This window comes from Pseudomonas putida, assembly GCF_028682175.1.
GTDB classification, from domain to species: domain Bacteria; phylum Pseudomonadota; class Gammaproteobacteria; order Pseudomonadales; family Pseudomonadaceae; genus Aquipseudomonas; species Aquipseudomonas putida_AD.
The window spans coordinates 169,407-188,323 of record NZ_JANHKS010000002.1 but is presented as its reverse complement, the minus strand read 5'-3'; the positions used below and the strand labels follow the sequence as shown (position 1 = coordinate 188,323).

Annotated in this window: 18 protein-coding genes and 2 pseudogenes; 10 read left to right on the top strand and 10 right to left on the bottom strand. The window is 60.0% G+C overall.

Features of this window, described 5'->3' with window-relative positions; translation table 11 throughout:
• Positions 1-12 precede the first annotated feature (12 nt).
• The 3 genes from NPS29_RS02490 (at position 13) to NPS29_RS02480 (ending at position 2,672) form a co-directional block, all read left to right on the top strand.
• Positions 13-402: a RidA family protein gene (locus NPS29_RS02490; protein ID WP_274130496.1), complete on the top strand. Its 390-nt coding sequence runs from the start codon at positions 13-15 to the stop codon at positions 400-402.
• 67 nt (positions 403-469) lie between these two features.
• Positions 470-1,366 carry a LysR family transcriptional regulator gene (locus NPS29_RS02485; RefSeq protein ID WP_274130603.1) on the top strand — a complete coding sequence of 299 codons (897 nt, stop codon included), beginning with the start codon at positions 470-472 and terminating at the stop codon, positions 1,364-1,366.
• 199 nt (positions 1,367-1,565) lie between these two features.
• Positions 1,566-2,672, top strand: a complete 1,107-nt coding sequence (locus NPS29_RS02480) for an alkene reductase (RefSeq protein ID WP_274130495.1) — start codon at positions 1,566-1,568, stop codon at positions 2,670-2,672.
• A 147-nt stretch (positions 2,673-2,819) separates the two neighbouring features.
• Here NPS29_RS02480 and NPS29_RS02475 read toward each other — a convergent pair.
• The 4 genes and pseudogenes from NPS29_RS02475 to NPS29_RS02460 all read right to left on the bottom strand — a co-directional run bounded on the left by NPS29_RS02475 (position 2,820) and on the right by NPS29_RS02460 (position 6,938).
• Positions 2,820-3,935, bottom strand: a pseudogene (locus NPS29_RS02475) (alkene reductase).
• A gap of 61 nt (positions 3,936-3,996) precedes the next feature.
• A complete protein-coding gene (locus tag NPS29_RS02470; protein ID WP_274130494.1) occupies positions 3,997-5,109 on the bottom strand; it encodes a Gfo/Idh/MocA family protein in 1,113 nt (370 codons plus the stop codon).
• A gap of 126 nt (positions 5,110-5,235) precedes the next feature.
• Positions 5,236-5,937: a pirin family protein gene (locus NPS29_RS02465; RefSeq protein WP_274130493.1), complete on the bottom strand. Its 702-nt coding sequence runs from the start codon at positions 5,935-5,937 to the stop codon at positions 5,236-5,238.
• A gap of 245 nt (positions 5,938-6,182) precedes the next feature.
• Positions 6,183-6,938: an IclR family transcriptional regulator gene (locus tag NPS29_RS02460; protein ID WP_274130492.1), complete on the bottom strand. Its 756-nt coding sequence runs from the start codon at positions 6,936-6,938 to the stop codon at positions 6,183-6,185.
• A 116-nt stretch (positions 6,939-7,054) separates the two neighbouring features.
• Here NPS29_RS02460 and NPS29_RS02455 point away from each other — a divergent pair, with 116 nt between their 5' ends.
• The 4 genes from NPS29_RS02455 (at position 7,055) to NPS29_RS02440 (ending at position 12,605) form a co-directional block, all read left to right on the top strand.
• The gene (locus tag NPS29_RS02455; RefSeq protein WP_274130491.1) at positions 7,055-8,584 is read left to right on the top strand and encodes an MFS transporter; all 1,530 of its coding nucleotides are present in this window, start codon (positions 7,055-7,057) and stop codon (positions 8,582-8,584) included.
• Positions 8,581-9,609, top strand: a complete 1,029-nt coding sequence (locus NPS29_RS02450; protein WP_274130490.1) for an HlyD family secretion protein — start codon at positions 8,581-8,583, stop codon at positions 9,607-9,609. Before NPS29_RS02455 ends, NPS29_RS02450 begins: the two co-directional genes overlap by 4 nt.
• Before the next feature lies 1 nt (position 9,610).
• On the top strand, positions 9,611-11,020 hold the full coding sequence (locus tag NPS29_RS02445) for an efflux transporter outer membrane subunit (protein WP_274130489.1): 1,410 nt from the start codon (positions 9,611-9,613) through the stop codon (positions 11,018-11,020).
• An 82-nt stretch (positions 11,021-11,102) separates the two neighbouring features.
• Positions 11,103-12,605 (top strand): FAD-dependent monooxygenase, encoded by a 1,503-nt coding sequence (locus tag NPS29_RS02440; RefSeq protein WP_274130488.1) that lies wholly within the window; start codon positions 11,103-11,105, stop codon positions 12,603-12,605.
• 60 nt (positions 12,606-12,665) lie between these two features.
• On the opposite strand, the gene NPS29_RS02435 is transcribed toward NPS29_RS02440, so the two are convergent.
• The 5 genes from NPS29_RS02435 to NPS29_RS02415 all read right to left on the bottom strand — a co-directional run bounded on the left by NPS29_RS02435 (position 12,666) and on the right by NPS29_RS02415 (position 16,657).
• On the bottom strand, positions 12,666-12,860 hold the full coding sequence (locus NPS29_RS02435; protein ID WP_274130487.1) for a hypothetical protein: 195 nt from the start codon (positions 12,858-12,860) through the stop codon (positions 12,666-12,668).
• Positions 12,857-13,438 carry a sigma-70 family RNA polymerase sigma factor gene (locus NPS29_RS02430; protein WP_274130486.1) on the bottom strand — a complete coding sequence of 194 codons (582 nt, stop codon included), beginning with the start codon at positions 13,436-13,438 and terminating at the stop codon, positions 12,857-12,859. Before NPS29_RS02430 ends, NPS29_RS02435 begins: the two co-directional genes overlap by 4 nt.
• A 238-nt stretch (positions 13,439-13,676) precedes the next feature.
• A complete protein-coding gene (locus NPS29_RS02425; RefSeq protein ID WP_274130485.1) occupies positions 13,677-14,378 on the bottom strand; it encodes a catalase in 702 nt (233 codons plus the stop codon).
• A gap of 175 nt (positions 14,379-14,553) precedes the next feature.
• Positions 14,554-14,991: a MarR family winged helix-turn-helix transcriptional regulator gene (locus tag NPS29_RS02420; RefSeq protein WP_274130484.1), complete on the bottom strand. Its 438-nt coding sequence runs from the start codon at positions 14,989-14,991 to the stop codon at positions 14,554-14,556.
• Between the two features lie 106 nt (positions 14,992-15,097).
• Positions 15,098-16,657, bottom strand: coding sequence for a DHA2 family efflux MFS transporter permease subunit (locus NPS29_RS02415; protein ID WP_274130483.1), 1,560 nt, complete (start codon positions 16,655-16,657; stop codon positions 15,098-15,100).
• Between the two features lie 425 nt (positions 16,658-17,082).
• Between NPS29_RS02415 and NPS29_RS02410 the strand changes: the two genes are divergently transcribed.
• From NPS29_RS02410 to NPS29_RS02400, 3 genes and pseudogenes are all read left to right on the top strand, one after another.
• On the top strand, positions 17,083-17,319 hold the full coding sequence (locus NPS29_RS02410; protein WP_274130482.1) for a transmembrane sensor/regulator PpyR: 237 nt from the start codon (positions 17,083-17,085) through the stop codon (positions 17,317-17,319).
• Between the two features lie 74 nt (positions 17,320-17,393).
• Positions 17,394-17,543, top strand: a pseudogene (locus NPS29_RS02405) (hypothetical protein); the annotation flags it as partial.
• Positions 17,516-18,430 (top strand): pyridoxal-phosphate dependent enzyme, encoded by a 915-nt coding sequence (locus NPS29_RS02400; RefSeq protein ID WP_274130481.1) that lies wholly within the window; start codon positions 17,516-17,518, stop codon positions 18,428-18,430. The pseudogene NPS29_RS02405 and the gene NPS29_RS02400, both read left to right, overlap by 28 nt.
• Before the next feature lie 7 nt (positions 18,431-18,437).
• On the opposite strand, the gene NPS29_RS02395 is transcribed toward NPS29_RS02400, so the two are convergent.
• Entirely contained in the window at positions 18,438-18,911 is a 474-nt protein-coding gene (locus NPS29_RS02395) for a hypothetical protein (protein WP_274130480.1), read from the bottom strand.
• Positions 18,912-18,917: the final 6 nt, after the last annotated feature.

Here is an 18,917-nt window from a genome sequence, read left to right as displayed (position 1 = left end):
CTGGAGCCAACCATGTTCGAACGTATCATCACCCAACCCGATCCCTACGAACCCTACCTGCTGTCGCAGGGCATCAAGTTTGGAAACCTCTTGTTCATCTCCGGGCAGGCCGGAAGTGGCTCCGATGGGCAGATCGTCGAAGGCGGATTTCTCGCCCAGGGTGAGCATGCCTTCGCCAACCTCAACCGGGCGTTGATTGCAGGTGGCTCGACCCTCGCCAACGTCATCAAGGTGACCATCTTCGTGACGGACATGGGGCACTTCGATGAAGTCGTCGAGCTGCGTCGCCGGTTTTTCTCCGCCCCGTATCCCGCTGATACCATCGCCGAGATCAAGGCGCTCTACGACCCTCGCGCCATGATCGAAATCGAGGCCATTGCGGTTGTGCAACCCACAGAGTGATGTGCCGCCACCGTCAGGGGCATAGAATGGCGCGACGTGATCATCCATTCCGTCGGGAGCTCTCATGCTGGACAGTCTCAGTGGCATCATGGCCTTTGTGCAGGTCGCTGAAACACGCAGCTTTACCGAGGCCGGCCGCCTGATGGAAATTTCGTCTTCGGCGGTCGGCAAGAGCGTGTCGCGCATGGAAGAGCGCCTGGGGGTGCGGCTGTTTCACCGCAGCACCCGCAGCGTCACCCTTACCGCCGAAGGCGAGCTGTTTCTGGCGCGTTGCAAACGCATCATTCAAGAGGCCGAGCAGGCGGAAATCGAGCTGTCGCAACTGGCCGACGAGCCGCGCGGCAAGTTGCGCATCAGCGTGCCGTTGCAGAACACGCTGATCTTCCCGCTGCTCACCGGTTTCATGCAGGCCTACCCGCAGATCGAGCTGGACGTGGACCTGTCGGACCGCATGGTGGACGTGATCGAAGAAGGCTTCGATGCCGTGGTGCGTACCGGCCAGCCGTCGGATTCGCGGCTGATGGCGCGCAAGCTGGGGGAATACAAGCTGGAACTGGTGGCATCGCCCGACTACCTGGCCCGCCGTGGCCGACCCACCCACCCGGATCAACTGCGCGACCATGCCTGCCTGCTGCACAAATTCCCGGCCAGCGGCTCCCTTGAACGCTGGCCGGTGCGCGATCCGGACGCCGACACTGACCCGGAACTGGGCCGGGTCATCGCCTGCACCACCACCGATGCGCTGACCCACATGGCGCTTGAAGGTCTGGGCATCGCCTGTCTGGCGGACTTTTCAACGATTCAGGCGTTGCGCGACGGCCATCTTGAGCGTGTGCTGCCGGAGTTTACCGACCACAGAGGATCGCTGTGGATGCTGTGGCCGTCGAGCCGCAATGCGACACCGAAGCTTCGGGTGTTGATCGACTACTTCAAGCAGCACATCGCAACGGTGGCGCAGCCTTGACGCGACGATGAGTCGCCGATTGCCAACCGCGCCACGCACATTCAGAGGGATTACAGCCCAATAGTCCGAATTGTTGTGACGGTTGGGCTGTTTATCTGGTTCGGGAAAAGCCTTGTACTGGCCGCCAGTGCCCAGGCCATGAAAGCGATGCTGACTTTCGGGCGGGCAAGCGTCTATTCCTTTTCCAAACGAGGCAATCATGTCCAAGCTCCATTCCCCGGTCACCATCGGCCCTTTCACCTTTTCCCACCGCGTCGTGCTGGCGCCGCTGACCCGCATGCGGGCCGAAGAGGGCGCACGCCCCGGTCCGCTGATGGCCGAATACTACGCACAGCGCGCTTCCGAAGGCGGCTTGCTGATTGGCGAGGCGACCATAGCCGCGCCCAACGGCAACGGCTATCTGGGCGCACCCGGCCTGTTCGATGACAGCCAGATCGCCGGCTGGAAACAGGTCACCGACGCCGTGCACGCCAAGGGCGCGAAGATCTTCCTGCAGCTCTACCATGCTGGTCGTCAGTCCAACAGCGAAGTGCAGCCCCACGGCAGCATTCCAGTCGGGCCGTCGGAAGTGCTCCACGGCGGCGTCGCTTACACCCAGGAAGGCTGGGTGCCGAACACACCCAACCGCGCGCTGACCGTCGAGGAAATCGCCGAGTTGGTCGAGAGTTTCCGCATGGCAGCCGAGCGTGGCGTCAAAGCCGGTTTCGACGGTGTCGAGCTGCACGGCGCCAACGGTTATCTGGTGGATCAGTTCCTTCAGGACAACAGCAACAAGCGCACCGACCAATACGGCGGCTCGTTCGAAAACCGCGCGCGGTTTCTGCTGGAAGTGACGAACGCACTGATTTCGGTCTGGGGTTCCAACCGCGTCGCCGTTCGCCTTGGCCCAAGCGGTACCTGGGGCGACATGGGCGATGCCGATCCTGAAGGCCTGTTCACCCACGTCGCTCGACAACTGGCGCCGCTGAACCTGGCGTACCTGCACCTGATCGAGCCACGCATCCTCGGCAACGTGGAGGATGAAAACGCAGACCCGGCCCCAGTGGCTGCGCAAATGATGCGCAAGCATTTCCCTGGCGTGATCATCGCGGCGGGCGGGTTCGACGGCGAAGCGGCTGAGGCGATCATCCGCGCCGGCGATGCGGATCTGGTGGCCTTCGGTCGTCACTTCATCGCCAACCCTGACCTGCCGGAGAGATTGCGTAAGCACTTGCCGTTGAACGCCTACGACCGTCCGACTTTCTTCGGCGGCACCGACGTCGGCTACATCGATTATCCGTTCTACGAAGAAGCCGCGGTGGTCTGACACCCCAGCGGTTGCACCGGGCCGACAGCGATCATTCGCTGTCGGCTTTTTTGTGGATGAAAGAAAAGCGCCGGGCAGCGGCCAGACAGCGCCCAATAAAAAGCCCGATGCTGAACATCGGGCGTTGAGGGGAGGGATGGGGGGGAGTCAGTTCACAAGGTCACTAAGCGCTTCTGCCTCAGCGCCGTACTCGGGAAAATCGTTGTAGTCCTGCGCTGTACCACCCCAGAACGCGTCCCGCACATAAGGGGTCAGGGGCCAGTCGTGGCGCAGGCGCTCGGGCAGGTCGGGGTTGGCGCTGAAGTGACGACCGAAGGCCACCAGGTCCGCAGCGCCGGATTGCACGATCGCTTCGGCGCCGCCGCGATCGAAGCCGCCGGCCGCGATGATCGGGCCGTCGAAGAACGGTCGCAGAAAGGCCGCTGCAACCGGCGGGCGATCAGGCTCGATCTCGTCGGTGCCCTTGATGCGCGGCTCGATGACGTGCAGGTACGCGAGTCCGTACTCGTTCAGCCGGCGCGTGAAGTATTCGAAAGTGGCTTGCGGGTTGCTGTCGGAAATCGAACCCCACTGGCCACTCGGCGACACGCGCACACCGACCCGATCCGCACCCTAGACCGACACCAGCGCGTCGAGCACCTGCAAGGGGAATCGCACGCGGCTTTCGATGGGGCCGCCGTATTCATCCGTGCGTTTGTTGGTGCCGTCCTGCAGGAAGGTGTCCAGCAGGTAGCCGTTGGCATTATGCAGTTCGACGCCGTCGAAGCCCGCATCCAGCGCCCGCTGCGCGCTTTGCCGATAACTCTCGACCAACGCCGGCAGCTCGTCCTTGTCGACAGCACGGTGAGGGGAGGCCGGCACCCAGCCGTCCTGGGTGAAGGCATTGGTTTCGAACGGCACCACCGACGGCGCAATCGGCGGCTTACCGTTGCTGAGGTCGCTGTGGGACTGGCGGCCATCGTGACCGAGTTGCAGAAATATCACCCCGCCCTTGGCGTGCACGGCCTCGACGATGGGTTTCCAGGCGTCCCGATGGGCATCGGTGTAGATGCCCGGCGCACCGAGGTAACCCCGGCTGTCCAGCGAAGGGTGTGTGGATTCGACGATCAGCAGGCCGCCCCGGGAGGCGCGTTGCTCGTAGTAGCGTTGCATCATCTGGCTCGGGCTGTCGTCGCGGTCTGCGCGCAGCCGGGTCATGGGCGCGTGCACCACGCGATGGCTCAGTGGGTACGGTCCGACGACCGCATTGGATAACAGTTTCAATGGCAATGAAGGGGCCAAGGGAAGATCTCCAGAAAGGAACAGGTATTCAGCGAAAAGGGGTTCAGAGGGCGAGCAGCGTCCGGCGGCCGGTTTGCGATGACGCCAGTACGCCGTCCAGAAGCGCGTGCATGCGCACGGCATCGTCAAAGGTCGCGGCGGCGTGGGTGCCTTCGGCAAGGTCCTGGGCGTACACGTGATACAGCTCGGCGAGTTCGAGCACCGAGGACGGCAGGTCCGCAGCGGCTGGCAGGCGTGAGTAGCTGGCCGGAATCGGCAGCACTTGCAGGGGCAGGTCATCGCCGTGTGCGCCCTCGATGACATAGTCATCGCCCACGTCGCCAAACGCCGAGACGTTGCTGATGCGCAAATCGCCTTCGTGGCCGGTGATGTCGATCTGCACCCCCGAGCCGTTGCGTTTGCCGCCTTCGACGTGAACCGAGAGCAGGGCGCCATCTTCCAGTTGCCCGGCGATGACCAGTTGATCCGGCGCGGTGCCGCTCAGTCGCTCACCGGTTTCCTTGATGGTGACGGTGTCGAACTGGTTGACCACCAGCGCGCTGACGTTGACCGGCCAGCCCATGGCGGTGAACAGCATGTCGAGGAAATGCCCGGCATAAATTGAAATCACGCTGGAGAAATTCTCGACCGGTACTGTCCAGCGCAGGGCGTTGGGGCGCAGGGCCTGGAAGTAATTCATGCTGACGTGGATGCGCACCGAACGCACCTTGCCGACATAGCCTTGTTGCAGCAGATCCTGCAGGTAGCGGTTGTGCGGCGCGTGGCGGCGTTGCAAGCCGACGAGGGTGCGCACCCCGGCCTGCTTCGCCAGGCAGGCCAGTTCCTGCGAGACGGCGGTGCTGGTGGTCAGCGGCCACTCGCAGTAGACGTTCTTCTTGGCGGCGATGGCCGCGCGCACCGCTTCTTCATGTTGCAGCGCGGTCGTCAGGACCACCACCAGATCGACTTCGGGGTGGTTGACCAACTCGTCCAGAGACTCGGCCACATGGGCAATGCCGAGCTTATCAGCGGCGACCTTGGCCCTGTCCAGACGCTGGCTGTACACCGCAGTGATTTGATATTGCGGCAACAGCGAGAGCACACGAACGTGACCGTGCATGGCCCAGTTGCCGATGCCGACCAGGCCGACTCGGATGGGAGAGGTAATAGCAAGCATGACAGACTCCATGGATTCAAGGGACAAGCCTTGAAGTCTAGGGAGCGGGGGAATGGGGAAAAACGGGCTGCCGATCCGATCATTGCGGACAAAAGCGCTTCAATGGGCGATGGCCAGCCGATCCGTCTAGTAAGCCACGTCCACCAGCAGCACTTCACTGCGTTGATGGGCGAACAGGTTGAGCAGCAATTCTTTATGAACAGCGGCGCCGTCCCCAACCCTCATGACTACGCCGTTCACCTCGATCTGCCCTGACGCCACAACCAGATACACCTTACGGTCCTTCGTCAACGCATATTCGGCGTGCCCAGCGGTATCGAGGGTGGCCGCAGCCAGGCGCGCATCAGCGCGAATGCGCAGCGCCTGGCAATCGCCGTCGAAGCCACTTGCCAGGATTTCCAACGTGCCACCGCAGATCTGCCTGGGAAACGGCCGCACGGCCCATTGCGTCGGCAACCCTTTGAGATCCGGGACGATGAATATTTGAAAAAAAGCGGTCTCCTGGTCCTCGTGGTTGTAATCGCTCTGCGTAAAACCCGTGCCGGCGCTCCTGACATGCACGTCACCTGCGACCGTGCGGTTTGTGTTGCCAAGGCTGTCCTGGTGGGTGATCGCACCTTGGCGCACATAGGTAATGATCTCCATCTCCGGGTGGCAATGGGGGGCAAGACTGGTCCGGGGGGCGACCCTGTTGTCATTCCAGGCTTTGATCCTCCCCCAGTTCATGCGTTTCGGGTCATGGTACTTACCGAATGAGAAATGATGGCGAGTATCCAGCCCTCCGTCGTGTCCGCTGCCCAGATCCGCAAACGTGCGCAGTTCAATCATGTGCTGACCTCAGACAGAATATTCAAGAGAGCGAAGGCTCACGGGCTCGATAATGAACATCGGTCAGGCCGATTGGGAAAAGCCGAATAATTGAATCAAACAGATCTGATTATTCGATTTTTAATCGCCCGGCCAGCCGCTGCCTGGCATACGCTCGCAGTGACGCAGGGAAAGCGTGGGGTTTGCGAAATGCAAACCCCACGTTCGCCGTTTCAAATGGGTGGTAAAGCATGGCGCCTGGTCGTTCAACCAACGCTACGCAGCGCTTTGTTCAAACCATCCTGACACTCAAGCAGCGCTGCCTTGATGGTGTCCAGTGCGGTCTGCAGGCGCCAGACAGGGCCGACCACGTCAATCGCATAACTGCCCTGGGGCGTCTGCAAACCTACCGCCACAGCCCCAACCCCGGTGGTGTGCTCGTCAAAGTCGTAGGCGAAACCCTCCTCGCGGATAAGCTTCAGCTGGGAAAGCAGCTGGCTCATCGTGGGTGTTTTGGGTGTCAACGCCTTGAGATCCGGCCCTACCAGCTTGATGACCGCCTCATCCGTCATTCTCGAAAGCAGGATCTTGCCACCTGACGTGGCGTAGATACTGAACATGTTGCCGGCCACAGGCGATACCCGCAGGGCCTGGCCGGACACGACTGAATGCAAAATCAGCAGGTTGTCGCCGTTGGCAGTTTCGAGCACCGCCGTTTCGCCTGTCATTTGCGCCAGCTTTTCCAGGAACGGGCGAGCCTGTTGAGTGATGTCGACATGGCTGTGGGAGGCGAGGCGCATCAGCGCCGGGCCGAGGCAAACGCCGCCAGCACCGTGCACCTCCAGTAGCTCTTCGATCACCAGGGCGTCGACCAGTCGCTGCACAGTGGAGCGGGGCAGTTCGATTCGCTTGGCGATCGCTCCCAGGCTCAACCCGTTCGGTTCGCTTTCCAGGCAGCGCAGGATCGCTGCGGCTCTGGTTATCACTTGTATGGCTGCGCGACCGGATAACGGACCTGTCATGTATCTTGCCTCTCGTATCGTTGAGCGGTACAGTGTACCGAAATAAAAATCTGTTTCTAAATTCTAGCGCAAGTTTTGCGCCGGGCCTGTTCTGACATCGATTCCAGGAGCCTAGTGTGTCGCCATCCGTAACCCCACCTGTTCCCACGCCGTTTGGTTGGCGCCTTGCCATTGGTCTGGTAGGGGTTCTGATTGCTGCGCTTTCATCCGGCATCAACGACCGGGTAACTGAAATCACCCTCACCGACACACTGGGTGTCATGGGCTTGGGTCATGACGAAGGCACCTGGGTCAGCACGGCCTATGCTGCCGCCGAGGTGTCGGCAATGTTGATCGCGCCGTGGCTGGCTATCACGTTTTCGATACGCCGCTTCGCCATTGTCGCCACCGCGGCGTTCGCGCTGCTGGGCGTCTTGATCCCGTTCGCCCCCGATCTGACGACACTGCTGGCGTTGCGCGTACTCCAAGGGCTTGCAGGTGGGTCATTGCCGCCGCTGCTGATGACTGTGGCCCTGCGGTTTCTGCCCTGGAACATCAAACTCTACGGCCTGTCAGCCTATGCGTTGACGGCCACGTTCGGTCCCAATCTGGCGATGCCACTGTCGGCGTTGTGGACAGAGCACAGCGATTGGCGCCTGGTGTTCTGGCAAATCGTTCCAGCGGGACTTGCAGGCGCGGCCCTGATTGCGTATGGCCTGCCCCAGGATCCGCTACGCCTGGAGCGTTTCAAGCAAGCGGACTGGAAGGGCGCACTGCTGGGCATGGGCTGGATTTCCATGCTGGTGGTCGCACTCACTCAGGGTGAGCGTCTCGATTGGCTGAACTCGCCCCTGATCGTGGTGCTGTTGCTGGGTGCGGCCGTGTGCCTGCCACTTTTCCTGCTGAATGAATGGTTCCACCCGTTGCCATTGTTCAAGCTTCAGTTGCTCGAGCGGCGAAATTTCGCCTACGGGATCATGACGTTGTGCCTGTTCGTTATCGTCGCAACCGCGGGTAGCGCGATTCCCGCAGCGTATCTGATCGAGATCCAGAACTACCGGCCTCAGCAGGTGATGCCCATTGCCCTGCTGATTGCGGTGCCTCAGTTGATCCTGGCCCCTCTGGTCGCCTTTGTGATCAATCGTCGCTGGGTTGATTCGCGTTACGTCCTGGCAGCAGGCCTATGCCTGTTGACGGTTGCCTGCATCGGCGGGTCGCTGGTGACCAGTGACTGGGTCCGCGAAGATTTCTACGCATTGCAGGCGCTTCATGCTTTCGCCCAGCCCATGGTGGTGGTGCCGCTACTGATGAATGCCACCGGCGTCATCGCGCCAATGGAAGGACCCTTCGCTTCTGCCATGGTCAACGCCCTGCGCGGCCTGGCAGCCGTCATCGCGGGCTCCGCAGTGGAGAACTTCCTCACCCAGAGAGAGCATTTCCACTCCAACATCCTGGTGAACGCATTTACCGCCCGCCAGCCGACCCTGGCGCAGCCATTGGATCAAGGGGCGATCATGGAACTGGCCGAACGGCTGCGCGAGCAAGCGTTCGTCTTGAGTTTCAGTGATGCATTTCTGGCGCTGTTGCTGGTCCTGGCGGCGCTTCTGCTGATTTTGCTGACCCTCCCTAAACGAGCCTACCCACCGCAACCACCGGTATCGCCATGAAACATAGAACTTCTCTTTCTCTCATCACAGCAGCCGTGGCGGTGTGCGCCATTTATGGCGGTTATCGTCTATTGAGCGACTCGACGGTAGAGACCACCGACGATGCTTACGTGCGTGCGGATTCGGTTTTCGTGGCTCCGCGTATTTCGGGTCAGGTGACAAGGGTCACTGTTGAAGACAACGAATTGGTCAAGACCGGTCAGTTGCTGGCAGAGCTCGACGACCGAGATTTCGTCGCAGCCAGAGCTGCGGCGGTGGCCGGTGTTCAAGCGGCTGAGGCGGAGCTGAAAAATCTGGGCGCCAACATCGAGCGTCAGGCTGCGGTGATTGACCAGGCCGCAGCGACGACTCGCTCCACGGCAGCTTCGCTGAAGTTCGCTCAAGCCAACGCGCAGCGTTATCTGAACCTGTCCAATTCGGGCGCGGGCACCCAGCAGGAGCGGCAGAAGGCGGAGTCGGATCTGTCGAGCCTGCAGGCAGGGCGTGATCGCGACGAGGCTTCCCGCATTGCTGCGCTCAGGGCGCTGGATGTCCTGAAGGCGCGGGTCGACGTTGCCAAGGCCACCTTGGCCAAAGAGCAGGCGGCGCTGCAGCAGGCAGACCTCAACCTGTCCTACACCAAAATCACTGCGCCGCAGGACGGTATGGTCGGACAGCGTTCGGTGCGAGTAGGCGCCTACGTCTCACAAGGGCGTCCATTGCTGGCCGTGGTCCCGTTGCACGAAGCGTTCCTGGTCGCTAATTTTCGTGAAACTCAGCTCAAACACATGCGCCAGAAACAGCGAGTCGATATCCGCGTCGACAGTTTTGCCGGCCATGCCTTCACCGGCTACGTCGAAAGCGTTGCGCCAGCCAGTGGCGTCTCGTTCTCGGAAATCGCACCGGACAACGCTACCGGTAACTTCACCAAAGTGACCCAGCGCATCCCGGTGAAGATCGTCTTCGATGAGAATCAGCCTGATCTGGACAGGCTGCGTGTCGGCATGTCGGTGGTGGTCAGCATCGACACTGCGCAGGAGCTGTGAAATGAAACGCGCATTGTTGATCCTGGCCATCGCCAGTGTGAGCGGCTGTACGGTCGGGCCTGATTTTGTCGGGCCGCAGACACCGTTGCCGGACAGCTGGGAATCGCCGGCACGGACCGGTACTGCCATCGGCGCGGTCGTTGATAGCCAGTGGTGGCAGCAACTGGGCGATGCACAACTGACGTCTCTGGTGGAACGTGCCGCGCAGTCGAACCTGGATGTGCGCACTGCGAGCAGTCGTCTGGAGCAAAGCCGCGTGCTGCGTCAGGTCACGGGGAGCCAGCAATATCCGGGCGTTAGTACCGGGGGTAGCTATCAACGCCAGCGCAGTAGCGCCGAAGGGCTTCTGGACCCTTCGAACCTCAACGGCAAGGCGCCCTATGAGCTGTGGAACGCCACCGTGGATGCCAGTTGGGAACTCGACTTGTGGGGGCATGTGCGGCGCAACGTCGAAATGGCCGATGCCGACGTCCAGTTGACCCAGTCCCAGCGCGACGGCGTGTTGTTGAGCATTGCCGCGGAAACCGCCACTGACTACATCCATCTGCGCGGTATCCAGGCCAGGCTGGTGGTGGCCCAACATAACCTGGACATCGCCAGGCAGAGCGCGCGGTTGACGCAAAACCGCTTCGACAACGGGGTCACCACGAATCTGGACACGGCCAACTCCGCCGCCCAGGTCGCGACGATCGAAGCCACCATTCCGGTGCTGCGCGCTCAGGAAGAAAAACTGATCAACGCATTGAGCTATCTGCTGGGCGAGCCTCCTCGGGCCCTCGGTACCGAACTGTCCACGGTCAAGGATATCCCTCATCCGGCGCCCGATGTCCCGGTCGGATTGCCATCGGAGCTTGCCCGACGGCGCCCGGACATCCAGCAGAGCGAAGCCGCATTGCATCGGGCAACGGCAGCCATTGGCGTTGCCAAGGCCGACTTCTACCCGCGGGTCAGCCTGGGTGCCAGCGTCGGCTTTCAAGCGTTGAACGGGTCGGACCTGGGGGCGTGGAATTCGCGCCAGTGGTCATACGGGCCGAGTCTGTATCTGCCGATTTTCCAGGGTGGACGCCTGACCGGCACGCTGGAACTACGCAAGCGCCAGGAGCAGGAGGCGGCTTTGAATTATCAGAAGGTCGTCCTGTCCGCATGGCATGAAGTGGACAACGCGATGAGCGATTACGCCGCAGAGCAAGAGCACCATTCGGCCCTTGAAGAAGCGGTTCGCCAGAACACTCTGGCCCTGAACACCGCTCGGGACCGCTACAACCAGGGCGCCACTGACTTCATCAACGTGCTTACCGTGCAGCGCGCGCTGTTGGCCACGCAAAGCGATCTGGTCGACAGCGCCACTGAGGCCGCAATCGACAGGGTGCGTTTGTATCGCGCGCTGGGAGGCGGCTGGCCAAGGACTTGACCCGGCACACGCCGGAATAGCTGAAGGAATGGCACTTGAACAGCTAAATGAATCCATTGAATCGATGTCACTTTGAGGCTCTATGAAAAGCACCGATATTCTAATCGCCGGGGCAGGGCCCACGGGTTTGTCCCTTGCGTTGCGCCTGGCGCGCATGGGCGTTGGCTTTCGGATCATCGACACCAACAGCGGCCCGGGGCAGGCGTCGCGTGCGATGGTGGTCCAGGCACGGACGCTTGAGTTCTATCAACAGCTTGGCCTTGCCGAGCAGATGATCGAGCGCGGGATTAAAATCGACAGCATCCACTACAGCGAAGAAGGCAAGGACATCGCCAGTCTACATTGGGGAGATGCGGGCAAAGACATTACGCCTTACCCCTTCGTGTTGTCGTTTCCGCAGGACGATCATGAACACTTCCTCGTCGAGCAACTCAGAGCACTGGGCGTTGAAGTGGAGCGAGGCGTTTCCTTGCAGCGCTTCGAGCAGCACTGGGATCATGTGCGTGTCACGCTGAGTCGCGATGGCGTAGAGGAGCTCTGTGAAGCCCGCTATATCTGTGGATGTGAAGGCGCACACAGTGTGGTGCGCAAACAACTGCAGGTCGGTTTCCCGGGCGGTACCTACAGCCAGCTGTTTTACGTGGCCGACGTGTCCGTGACGGGACCGCCGAGCACCAACGTCTACCTGCACAGCGCCAAGCATAACCTGGTGTTCATGGCCCCGGTTCGCAGCAGCGGGATGCAGCGTTTGATTGGTATCGTTCCACCCGAACTGGAAGGCCATGAAGGGCTCACCTTTGAGGATCTGCGGCCTTCGGTTGAAGCCATGCTGGGTATTACAGTGGGTAAAGCCAACTGGCTGTCCACATACCGCGTGCATCACCGCGTGGCGGAGCATTTGCGCGTCAATCGTGCCTTTCTGCTTGGCGACGCCGGCCATCTTCACAGCCCGGCTGGCGGTCAGGGCATGAATACCGGCATAGGCGATGCGGTAAACCTTGCCTGGAAGCTGGCAGACGTTGTCCAGGGCCGGGCCAGTGAAGACTTGCTCGATACCTATGAAACAGAGCGCATTGCGTTCGCTCACAAGCTGGTCGAAACCACTGACAAGGCGTTTGAGGGCATGGTAGGAGAGGGCTGGCGAAGCAAGTTCCTGCGCAACTGGATGATGCCTCACCTGGCGCCCGCGCTCAGTCATCTCGAGAGCTTTCGCAGGTCGTTGTTCCAGACGCTCTCGCAGACCCGGATCAAATACCGGGACAGTGCTATCAGTGAGGGGCATGCGGGGGATCTCCACGGCGGCGATCGCATGCCCTGGACCGGTGACAACTTCGGCCACGAGTTTTCGCTGGACTGGCACGTCCAGCATTTCGGCGAAACCAGTGCTGACTTCGCACGCGAGGCCGAGCGTCTGGGCTTGCCGGTTGTGAACCTCCCGTTCACCAAACGCGCGAAGATCAACGGCGTCAGTGAACGCGCAGTCTATCTGGTTCGCCCGGATGGCCACATCGCTCTGGTGCTCGCGCATCAGGACCCTGATGCATTGTCAGGCTTCCTGTCTCGCATCGGGCTCACCTTGGCGTAGGACTGCGTTGCAGCCTGGGGCGGGCGATCCTGACAGCAAGATCGCCCGCCCCTTTTCAGACTACCTGGCCAGCAATTCATCCAACTGACCGAACAGGGTTGTCAGTTGCCGGGCAGCCTCTTTGCAGTCTTCGCATGTCGTCAGGTGTTTGCCCAGCGCGACATGTTCCTCCTGCGCCAGCGGTCTGTCGCGCTCGTCACACACCAGCAGTGCGGCATCGCGGCAACTGATGGTGGGATCTGGATCGTTGGTCATAAAAACTCTCCCCAGCCTCTTACCACGCACTCACGCAGGCGCAGCCGCGCACGGTGCAAAATGACACGCAGGTTGCCGGGTGTCAGGCGCGTCTGCGCGACGATCTCATCGATGTCCATGCCCAGATATTCGCGCATCAAGAACAGCCTCGCGCTGTCTCCGGGCAGGGCGTGCATGCACAACTCAACCAGTTCCAGGGCTTGTTGATGCACGGCGTCGCCTTGAGGACATTGAGTGCTGATGAATCGAGCCGGGTTCCAGCTTCCGGCTTCGTTGAACATTCCCCCCTCGTCTGGATCCTGCAGGGCAGATTCCAGAGGCTGGAAGCGGTAGCTGCGACGGAAGATATCCGTGACCTTATGCCTCAGAATTCCCACCAGCCAGGCCCGCATCACCCCACGCCCGGTGAAGCTCTCAATGGATGCCATTGCGGCCAGCAAGGTTTCCTGCAAGGCATCCTCGGCATCGGCAGGATTTCCAAGCTGCAACAGCGCCAGATTCTCAAGAAACCGGCGATGTTCCAGCAGCTCCGGTGGCCATCCGGAGCCGTCAGGTGGCATAGGGGCGTGAGTGATCATCGCGTGCGTCGGGCTAGGGATACGCCGTAGGCTGCTGCGCGCGCCTTGAAGACGCTATCCTCGGGGTGGCCTTCGATCCCTCGGGGAAGTTGAGAGGGTGTGAAAACCAGACCTTCGCACGTGTGCGGGGGCGAGAGTGCGGAGATTTTCAAGCGCCCCAGTTCAATTGCCGCCTGGGCGTTTTCAGCCCAGAGTGCCGAGGGATCGATCAGTGAGTCACCCGGTCTTGCAGGCTGAATCAGTAATGTGAATTCCACCAGGCCTTTCTCAAGACGTGATTCCAGCTCGCCCTCGAGAATTTGTCGGGCAGGCTGGCTTCCTGTTCGCCATCCAGATATTCAGTACCAGCCATTGGCCGCATTTGCAGACGCCCCCACACGCTCTCGCCCACATCATTGGTAAAGCGCATGGCATGCGTCGCGAAGTAGGGTGTTGTGGCATAGGACGCAGGCGCCGGGTGTGAGGCCAGAAGTGCCGGCTGCAATCTCCCATCAGGAAATTGTGCCTCATATGCCCTGATTTTTTCGGGGTCAGGCTTTTTGGTTTCTGGATCTGGCGTACGGGCCTGGAGGAATTGTACGAATGATTCGGGCGTGGCGGCGAAAAACACCGGCTCAGAGATCATCAGTAAGTCGAAGGTTTCGTTTGCGCCCTGCAAGCGCATAGACAGGCCGCGTACCGAACGGCTTTTGTCCGAGATAGTGGGGTTGCCGCCACCGACAGACCACCGCACGATCGCTGTCGAGGCACGAGTGAAGAGGGGCGCACCCACATAGCGTGGCGCATCGACAGCAGGTACGAAAATGCCTTCGGCGCAAAAACCCTTCGCATGGGATGCACGTGTCTTCGGGTGGCGACCAAAGACGTTGTTCAGTGAGTCGATCAACAGTTGCGGCTCAGAAAAGGCCGATGCCGCAAGGGTGCTGCATGGGGTGTTCAAGAATGCTGGCCTCCGTCGGCCGAGAAGATTGATTCAAGCTGATTTCTGTAAAAACAGCTGCGTCGATCGAGCAGCTGCAGATACGTCGCTGGACGGAGGAGATTTGTTACAGACGAAAATGAAATTTTTCAGGCCCCGGGTGCCGCATCGGCAGTACTGATCATCGAACATGACGCTAGGGTTCGATGAATTTTTCCAGCAAGCGGCGAAACTCTTCGAATTCTTCTCGGCTGAAATGCTTCAACCTTGCATTGAGTACGGGAGGAACGATGTCGGGAATACGAGTGGCGACCTCCTGGCCTTTTTCTGTGAGCGTCAGATTGACGATGCGGCGGTCGTCACCGCTGCGCGAGCGCTCCAGCAAGCCCTTGTCTTCCAGCTTGTCCAGTGTCCTTGTCATCAGCCCGGTGTCGATGCCCAGCAGGGTCGACAGTTCAAACGGGGTTTTCGCCATGGCTCGGTGAAGCGATAGCAAAATCCCCATTTGCTGGCTAGAGATGTCGTATTCTTTCAATGCGGCGTCAATCTCGGCGGTCACCAGATTACGAGCCTTGGCCAGCGTGAACCCGACGCTCTGGGTGAGCATGAAATTTCGTTTGTTGTAGTGGTTCACGGTCCCTCCAGAGGTGGTGCAAATAGCGGGCAGTGCGCCGTTGGCCAGAGAAACTCCTCTTTGGCGTTGTACGCCTGGTCGAGCGCAGCCACTTTTCGTACAAAGCCTAGTGTGCACTAACGTTCGACGCTGATGCAGTCTGTTTCTGAGGATGCGTTATCCAGATGAGCGGAACGATTGCCACGAACACCACCGCAGACAACCAGAACATGTCATTGAGGCCCAGCATGGCAGCCTGCGCATTCATCTTTGTCTCGGCGAAGGCCAGCGCCTGGTTGACGCCCACGTTCAACTGGGTTTGCACCGAAGAAATGAACGCTGTGAACGTCGGATTGTAGACAGACATCTGCTCGGCGAGCCGCGCGTGATGCTCGATGGTCCGGTTGTTCCAGCCGGTGGTCAGCAGTGATGTACCCACCGCGCCGGCAAAAATACGGACGAAGTTCGACAAGCCTGCAGCTGCCGGGATTTTTTCCGCAGGCAGCCCCGAAAGAATGATGGCTGTGAGCGGTACGAAAAACAGCGCGGTCGGGATTCCCTGCAGCAGAGTCGGAAGTACCAGGGTGAAGGCATCAACGCCGGTGGTGTAATGGGAGCGCATGAAGAACACCCCTGCGAAGCCTATGAACGCAAGCGTCGCCAAGATTCTTGCGTCCGTCTTCGGCATGATCTTGCCCATCACCGGCGCCAGTATGACGGCGAATATCCCAAGGGGCGCGGTGACCAGGCCTGCGTCCACCGAACGATAGCCCAAATAGCCTTGAATCCATTGGGGAAGCAGCACCAGATTGCCAAAAAATATGGCGTAGGCCACCGATATCGCAAGGGTTCCGCCCAGGAAATTACGTTTGGCAAACAGGCGTAGGTCAATGATCGGCCGGTCATCGGTGAGCTCCCAAATCAAGAAAAACAGGAAGCTGACCAGGGCGAATATCCCGAGTGCGCAGATTAACGGTGAGCTGAACCAGTCCAGATCTTTACCTTTATCCAGCATGATCTGCAGCGATCCAACCCATGCAATCAACGAAATCAGGCCGACCAGATCGATTGGCAGTTTGCGCCCTGAGGTGTCCCGATCACGGTAGATCGCCCAGATGACGCCCGCCGCAAACAGCCCCACCGGAATATTCACGTAGAAAATCCATGACCAGCTGTAGCTGTCGGTGATCCAGCCGCCGAGGGCCGGGCCGGCGATAGGGCCGACGGTGGCCGTCATCGCCCAAAGCGAGAGGGCACTGGAGCTTTTATGCTTGGCGAATGTTCCCAGCAACAGTGCCTGGGACAAGGGTACGAGAGGTCCGGCAGCCACGCCTTGAAGCACTCTGGCGCCGAGCAGTACCGGAAGAGTGGGGGCGATGCCGCACATCCATGACGCGAAGGAGAACAGCAAGATGGCGGCCACAAAAAGACGCACCTGGCCCAGGCGCTGCGACAACCAGCCGGTGAGCGGGATTGAAATGGCGTTTGCCGCTGCGAACAGCGTGATGACCCAGGTGCCTTCATCCACCGACACCCCCAGATTGCCTGAGATGGTGGGGATGGCGACGTTCGCGATCGAGGAATCGAGCACATTCATGAACGTGGCAAGGGAAACTGCCAGCGCACCAAAGAAAAACTTCATTCCGGTCAGCGCGGGTAACGGGGAGGGCGCAGTTGCAGAGGGCATGGGGCCTCCAGGAGAACAGGTCATTTTATCTGACTAGTCAGATATATCGTTGGAAATACGCAACTCCCGGGATGAGGGGGTTGCAGTGATTAATTGACCATGATGTTATCTGACATGTCAGATATATCAAGCATGCCGATTCTTTTCCGGATCGAAGGTTGGGCTGGCATGCGGCGGGGTTCTGATACGCGATCAGTTCATGATGCTGAAGGGGGAATTCAGGCAGGCGTGGCGGCGCCGCGAGGTGAAGTCATGGTCCAAATGACCAAGCGCGGTCATTTTGACCTTTCTGCGATGGAGTCATTACGACTCAAGCATACTAACCTGTTGAATGCCATGGTAATTTATTCTGGCATGACTTCTGCTCTTCGAAGAGTACAGGCAACGTCATCACGACGAGCCTAAACAGGATGGGAGTAACCGCCATGTTTGATTTCTTCGTTGACCCCAGGAATGTGCTGCGTCTTTCGACCCGTATTTTGTGGACCGGATTAATCATGCTCCTGACCGGCATTGTCGGGGCGTACCTGATCGAGCTGCATGCGAACCTGATTGTCCTGGTCAGCATGCACGCCATGACCATTATTGGGCCAACCCTGCTCAAGATCGGGTACGTGATGCGCCTGCTTTCGCAACATAACCTTCGGTTGCAGCATGCCTGAGTGGCGTGGCTGTGACCGGTGTGGTTTGTTGGCCCCTGAGGCATTCATGAGCTAGCCCATACGAAGCATGGGAGCGCAACACCGAAGTACGTTACGTAATACAGGACGGTACGTTCAAGAACCTGGCGCTTCGATTGCGCCGCACCTTTCACCTGAAGGCTACGCTTGCCATCATTCAACACGGAACCCTGCCGCCATGCCCCTGCATATTTCGACCCCGCTGATTGAATCCCGCCCGATGAGTGCCTTGGCCAAGCGCAACATTCTGTTGAAGCTCGACGCCTTGCAGCCCTGCGGCTCATTCAAGCTGCGCGGGGTAGGGCATGCGTGCGAGGCCCATTATCGCCGGGGTGCAAGACGATTCATCTCATCGTCAGGTGGCAATGCCGGGTTGGCAGTTGCGTACGCCGGGCGTCTGCTGGGTGCATCGGTTGTCGTGGTGGTGCCAAACACCACATCGCAAAAGGCCAGAGAGCTTCTGGCGCTCGAAGGCGCAGAAGTCATTGTGCACGGGGATTCCTGGCAGGAGGCCAATGAACTGGCGCACACCCTGCTGGCAGCGGGTGATGCCTTTATCCACCCCTTCGACGACCCGCTGCTGTGGGCCGGCCATGCCAGCATGATCGATGAAGTGGCCCTCACGTCCTGCAAGCCGGATGCTGTTGTGTTGTCCGTGGGCGGCGGCGGATTGCTGTGCGGCGTTGCCGAGGGCATGGAACGCAACGGCTGGGGCCAGGTGCCCATCATCGCGGTGGAAACCCAAGGCGCAGCGTCGTTCCGCGCCGCTACCCTTGCCGGTCGGCCGGTGGAAATCGACGCCATCACGTCAGTCGCCACCTCCCTCGGGGCCAAGCGCGTCTGCGGGCAAGCCTATGAATATTTCAAATCCCGCCCTGTCGAAAGCGTCGTGATCAGCGACGCACAGGCTCTCGAGGCCTGTGATCGCTTTCTGACGGACCACCGCATTCTGGTTGAGCCTGCCTGTGGCGCGGCGCTGGCGCTGGGTTACACCCCAACCTTGCTCAAAGAGTACAAGAACGTGCTGATCGTGGTTTGCGGCGGGGCCACTGCGACCTACGCGCAGATTGGCGCCTGGCGAGCCGGGCTGTGAATGCCGGTTAGCTGAGGCTGGCTAGCTGATACTCGGCGATCAGTTTGTCCAGAAAGGTAAACAGCTTCTGGTTCATCTCATCCCAGTCGTTGGCGCGAAGCGCAGCGGGCTGTTGCACGAAGCGGTGCCGGGTGAGATTGGCCAGCTCCGTTTCAGAGGCGGCGATCAGAAGCTCCACGACTTCGCGGGTGAACTCCATGTGGCATTGGAAGCCGTACACCAGCTTGCTGTACTCGACGATCTGGCGAGGACAACCTTCGCTCCCTGCAAGAATGCGTGCTTGAGCGGTAAGGCCGGGCATGTCGCTGTGCCAATGACCCACTTCCAGTACATGCCCAAAATGAGCGACTTTGCTGTTGGTTTTGCCTTCGGCAGACTCGCATGTCAGGTTTCCCGAGAGTGGAAGGTGAGGGGTAAAAAGAGGTCGTGTGTTCTCTGGACAGAAAAGACACTTGTCGATATTAATGACACTGCGTGTCATGATCAA

What these genes read in the sequence shown, in the direction of transcription:
- NPS29_RS02480 (WP_274130495.1), top strand. Translation starts at nt 1,566, where the DNA reads ATGTCCAAGCTCCATTCCCCGGTCACCATCGGCCCTTTCACCTTTTCC.
- NPS29_RS02435 (WP_274130487.1), bottom strand. Translation starts at nt 12,860, where the DNA reads ATGACCAACGATCCAGATCCCACCATCAGTTGCCGCGATGCCGCACTG.
- NPS29_RS02460 (WP_274130492.1), bottom strand. Translation starts at nt 6,938, where the DNA reads ATGACAGGTCCGTTATCCGGTCGCGCAGCCATACAAGTGATAACCAGA.
- NPS29_RS02410 (WP_274130482.1), top strand. Translation starts at nt 17,083, where the DNA reads ATGTTTGATTTCTTCGTTGACCCCAGGAATGTGCTGCGTCTTTCGACC.
- NPS29_RS02465 (WP_274130493.1), bottom strand. Translation starts at nt 5,937, where the DNA reads ATGATTGAACTGCGCACGTTTGCGGATCTGGGCAGCGGACACGACGGA.
- NPS29_RS02490 (WP_274130496.1), top strand. Translation starts at nt 13, where the DNA reads ATGTTCGAACGTATCATCACCCAACCCGATCCCTACGAACCCTACCTG.
- NPS29_RS02440 (WP_274130488.1), top strand. Translation starts at nt 11,103, where the DNA reads ATGAAAAGCACCGATATTCTAATCGCCGGGGCAGGGCCCACGGGTTTG.
- NPS29_RS02470 (WP_274130494.1), bottom strand. Translation starts at nt 5,109, where the DNA reads ATGCTTGCTATTACCTCTCCCATCCGAGTCGGCCTGGTCGGCATCGGC.
- NPS29_RS02450 (WP_274130490.1), top strand. Translation starts at nt 8,581, where the DNA reads ATGAAACATAGAACTTCTCTTTCTCTCATCACAGCAGCCGTGGCGGTG.
- NPS29_RS02415 (WP_274130483.1), bottom strand. Translation starts at nt 16,657, where the DNA reads ATGCCCTCTGCAACTGCGCCCTCCCCGTTACCCGCGCTGACCGGAATG.
- NPS29_RS02430 (WP_274130486.1), bottom strand. Translation starts at nt 13,438, where the DNA reads ATGATCACTCACGCCCCTATGCCACCTGACGGCTCCGGATGGCCACCG.
- NPS29_RS02395 (WP_274130480.1), bottom strand. Translation starts at nt 18,911, where the DNA reads ATGACACGCAGTGTCATTAATATCGACAAGTGTCTTTTCTGTCCAGAG.
- NPS29_RS02400 (WP_274130481.1), top strand. Translation starts at nt 17,516, where the DNA reads ATGCCCCTGCATATTTCGACCCCGCTGATTGAATCCCGCCCGATGAGT.
- NPS29_RS02445 (WP_274130489.1), top strand. Translation starts at nt 9,611, where the DNA reads ATGAAACGCGCATTGTTGATCCTGGCCATCGCCAGTGTGAGCGGCTGT.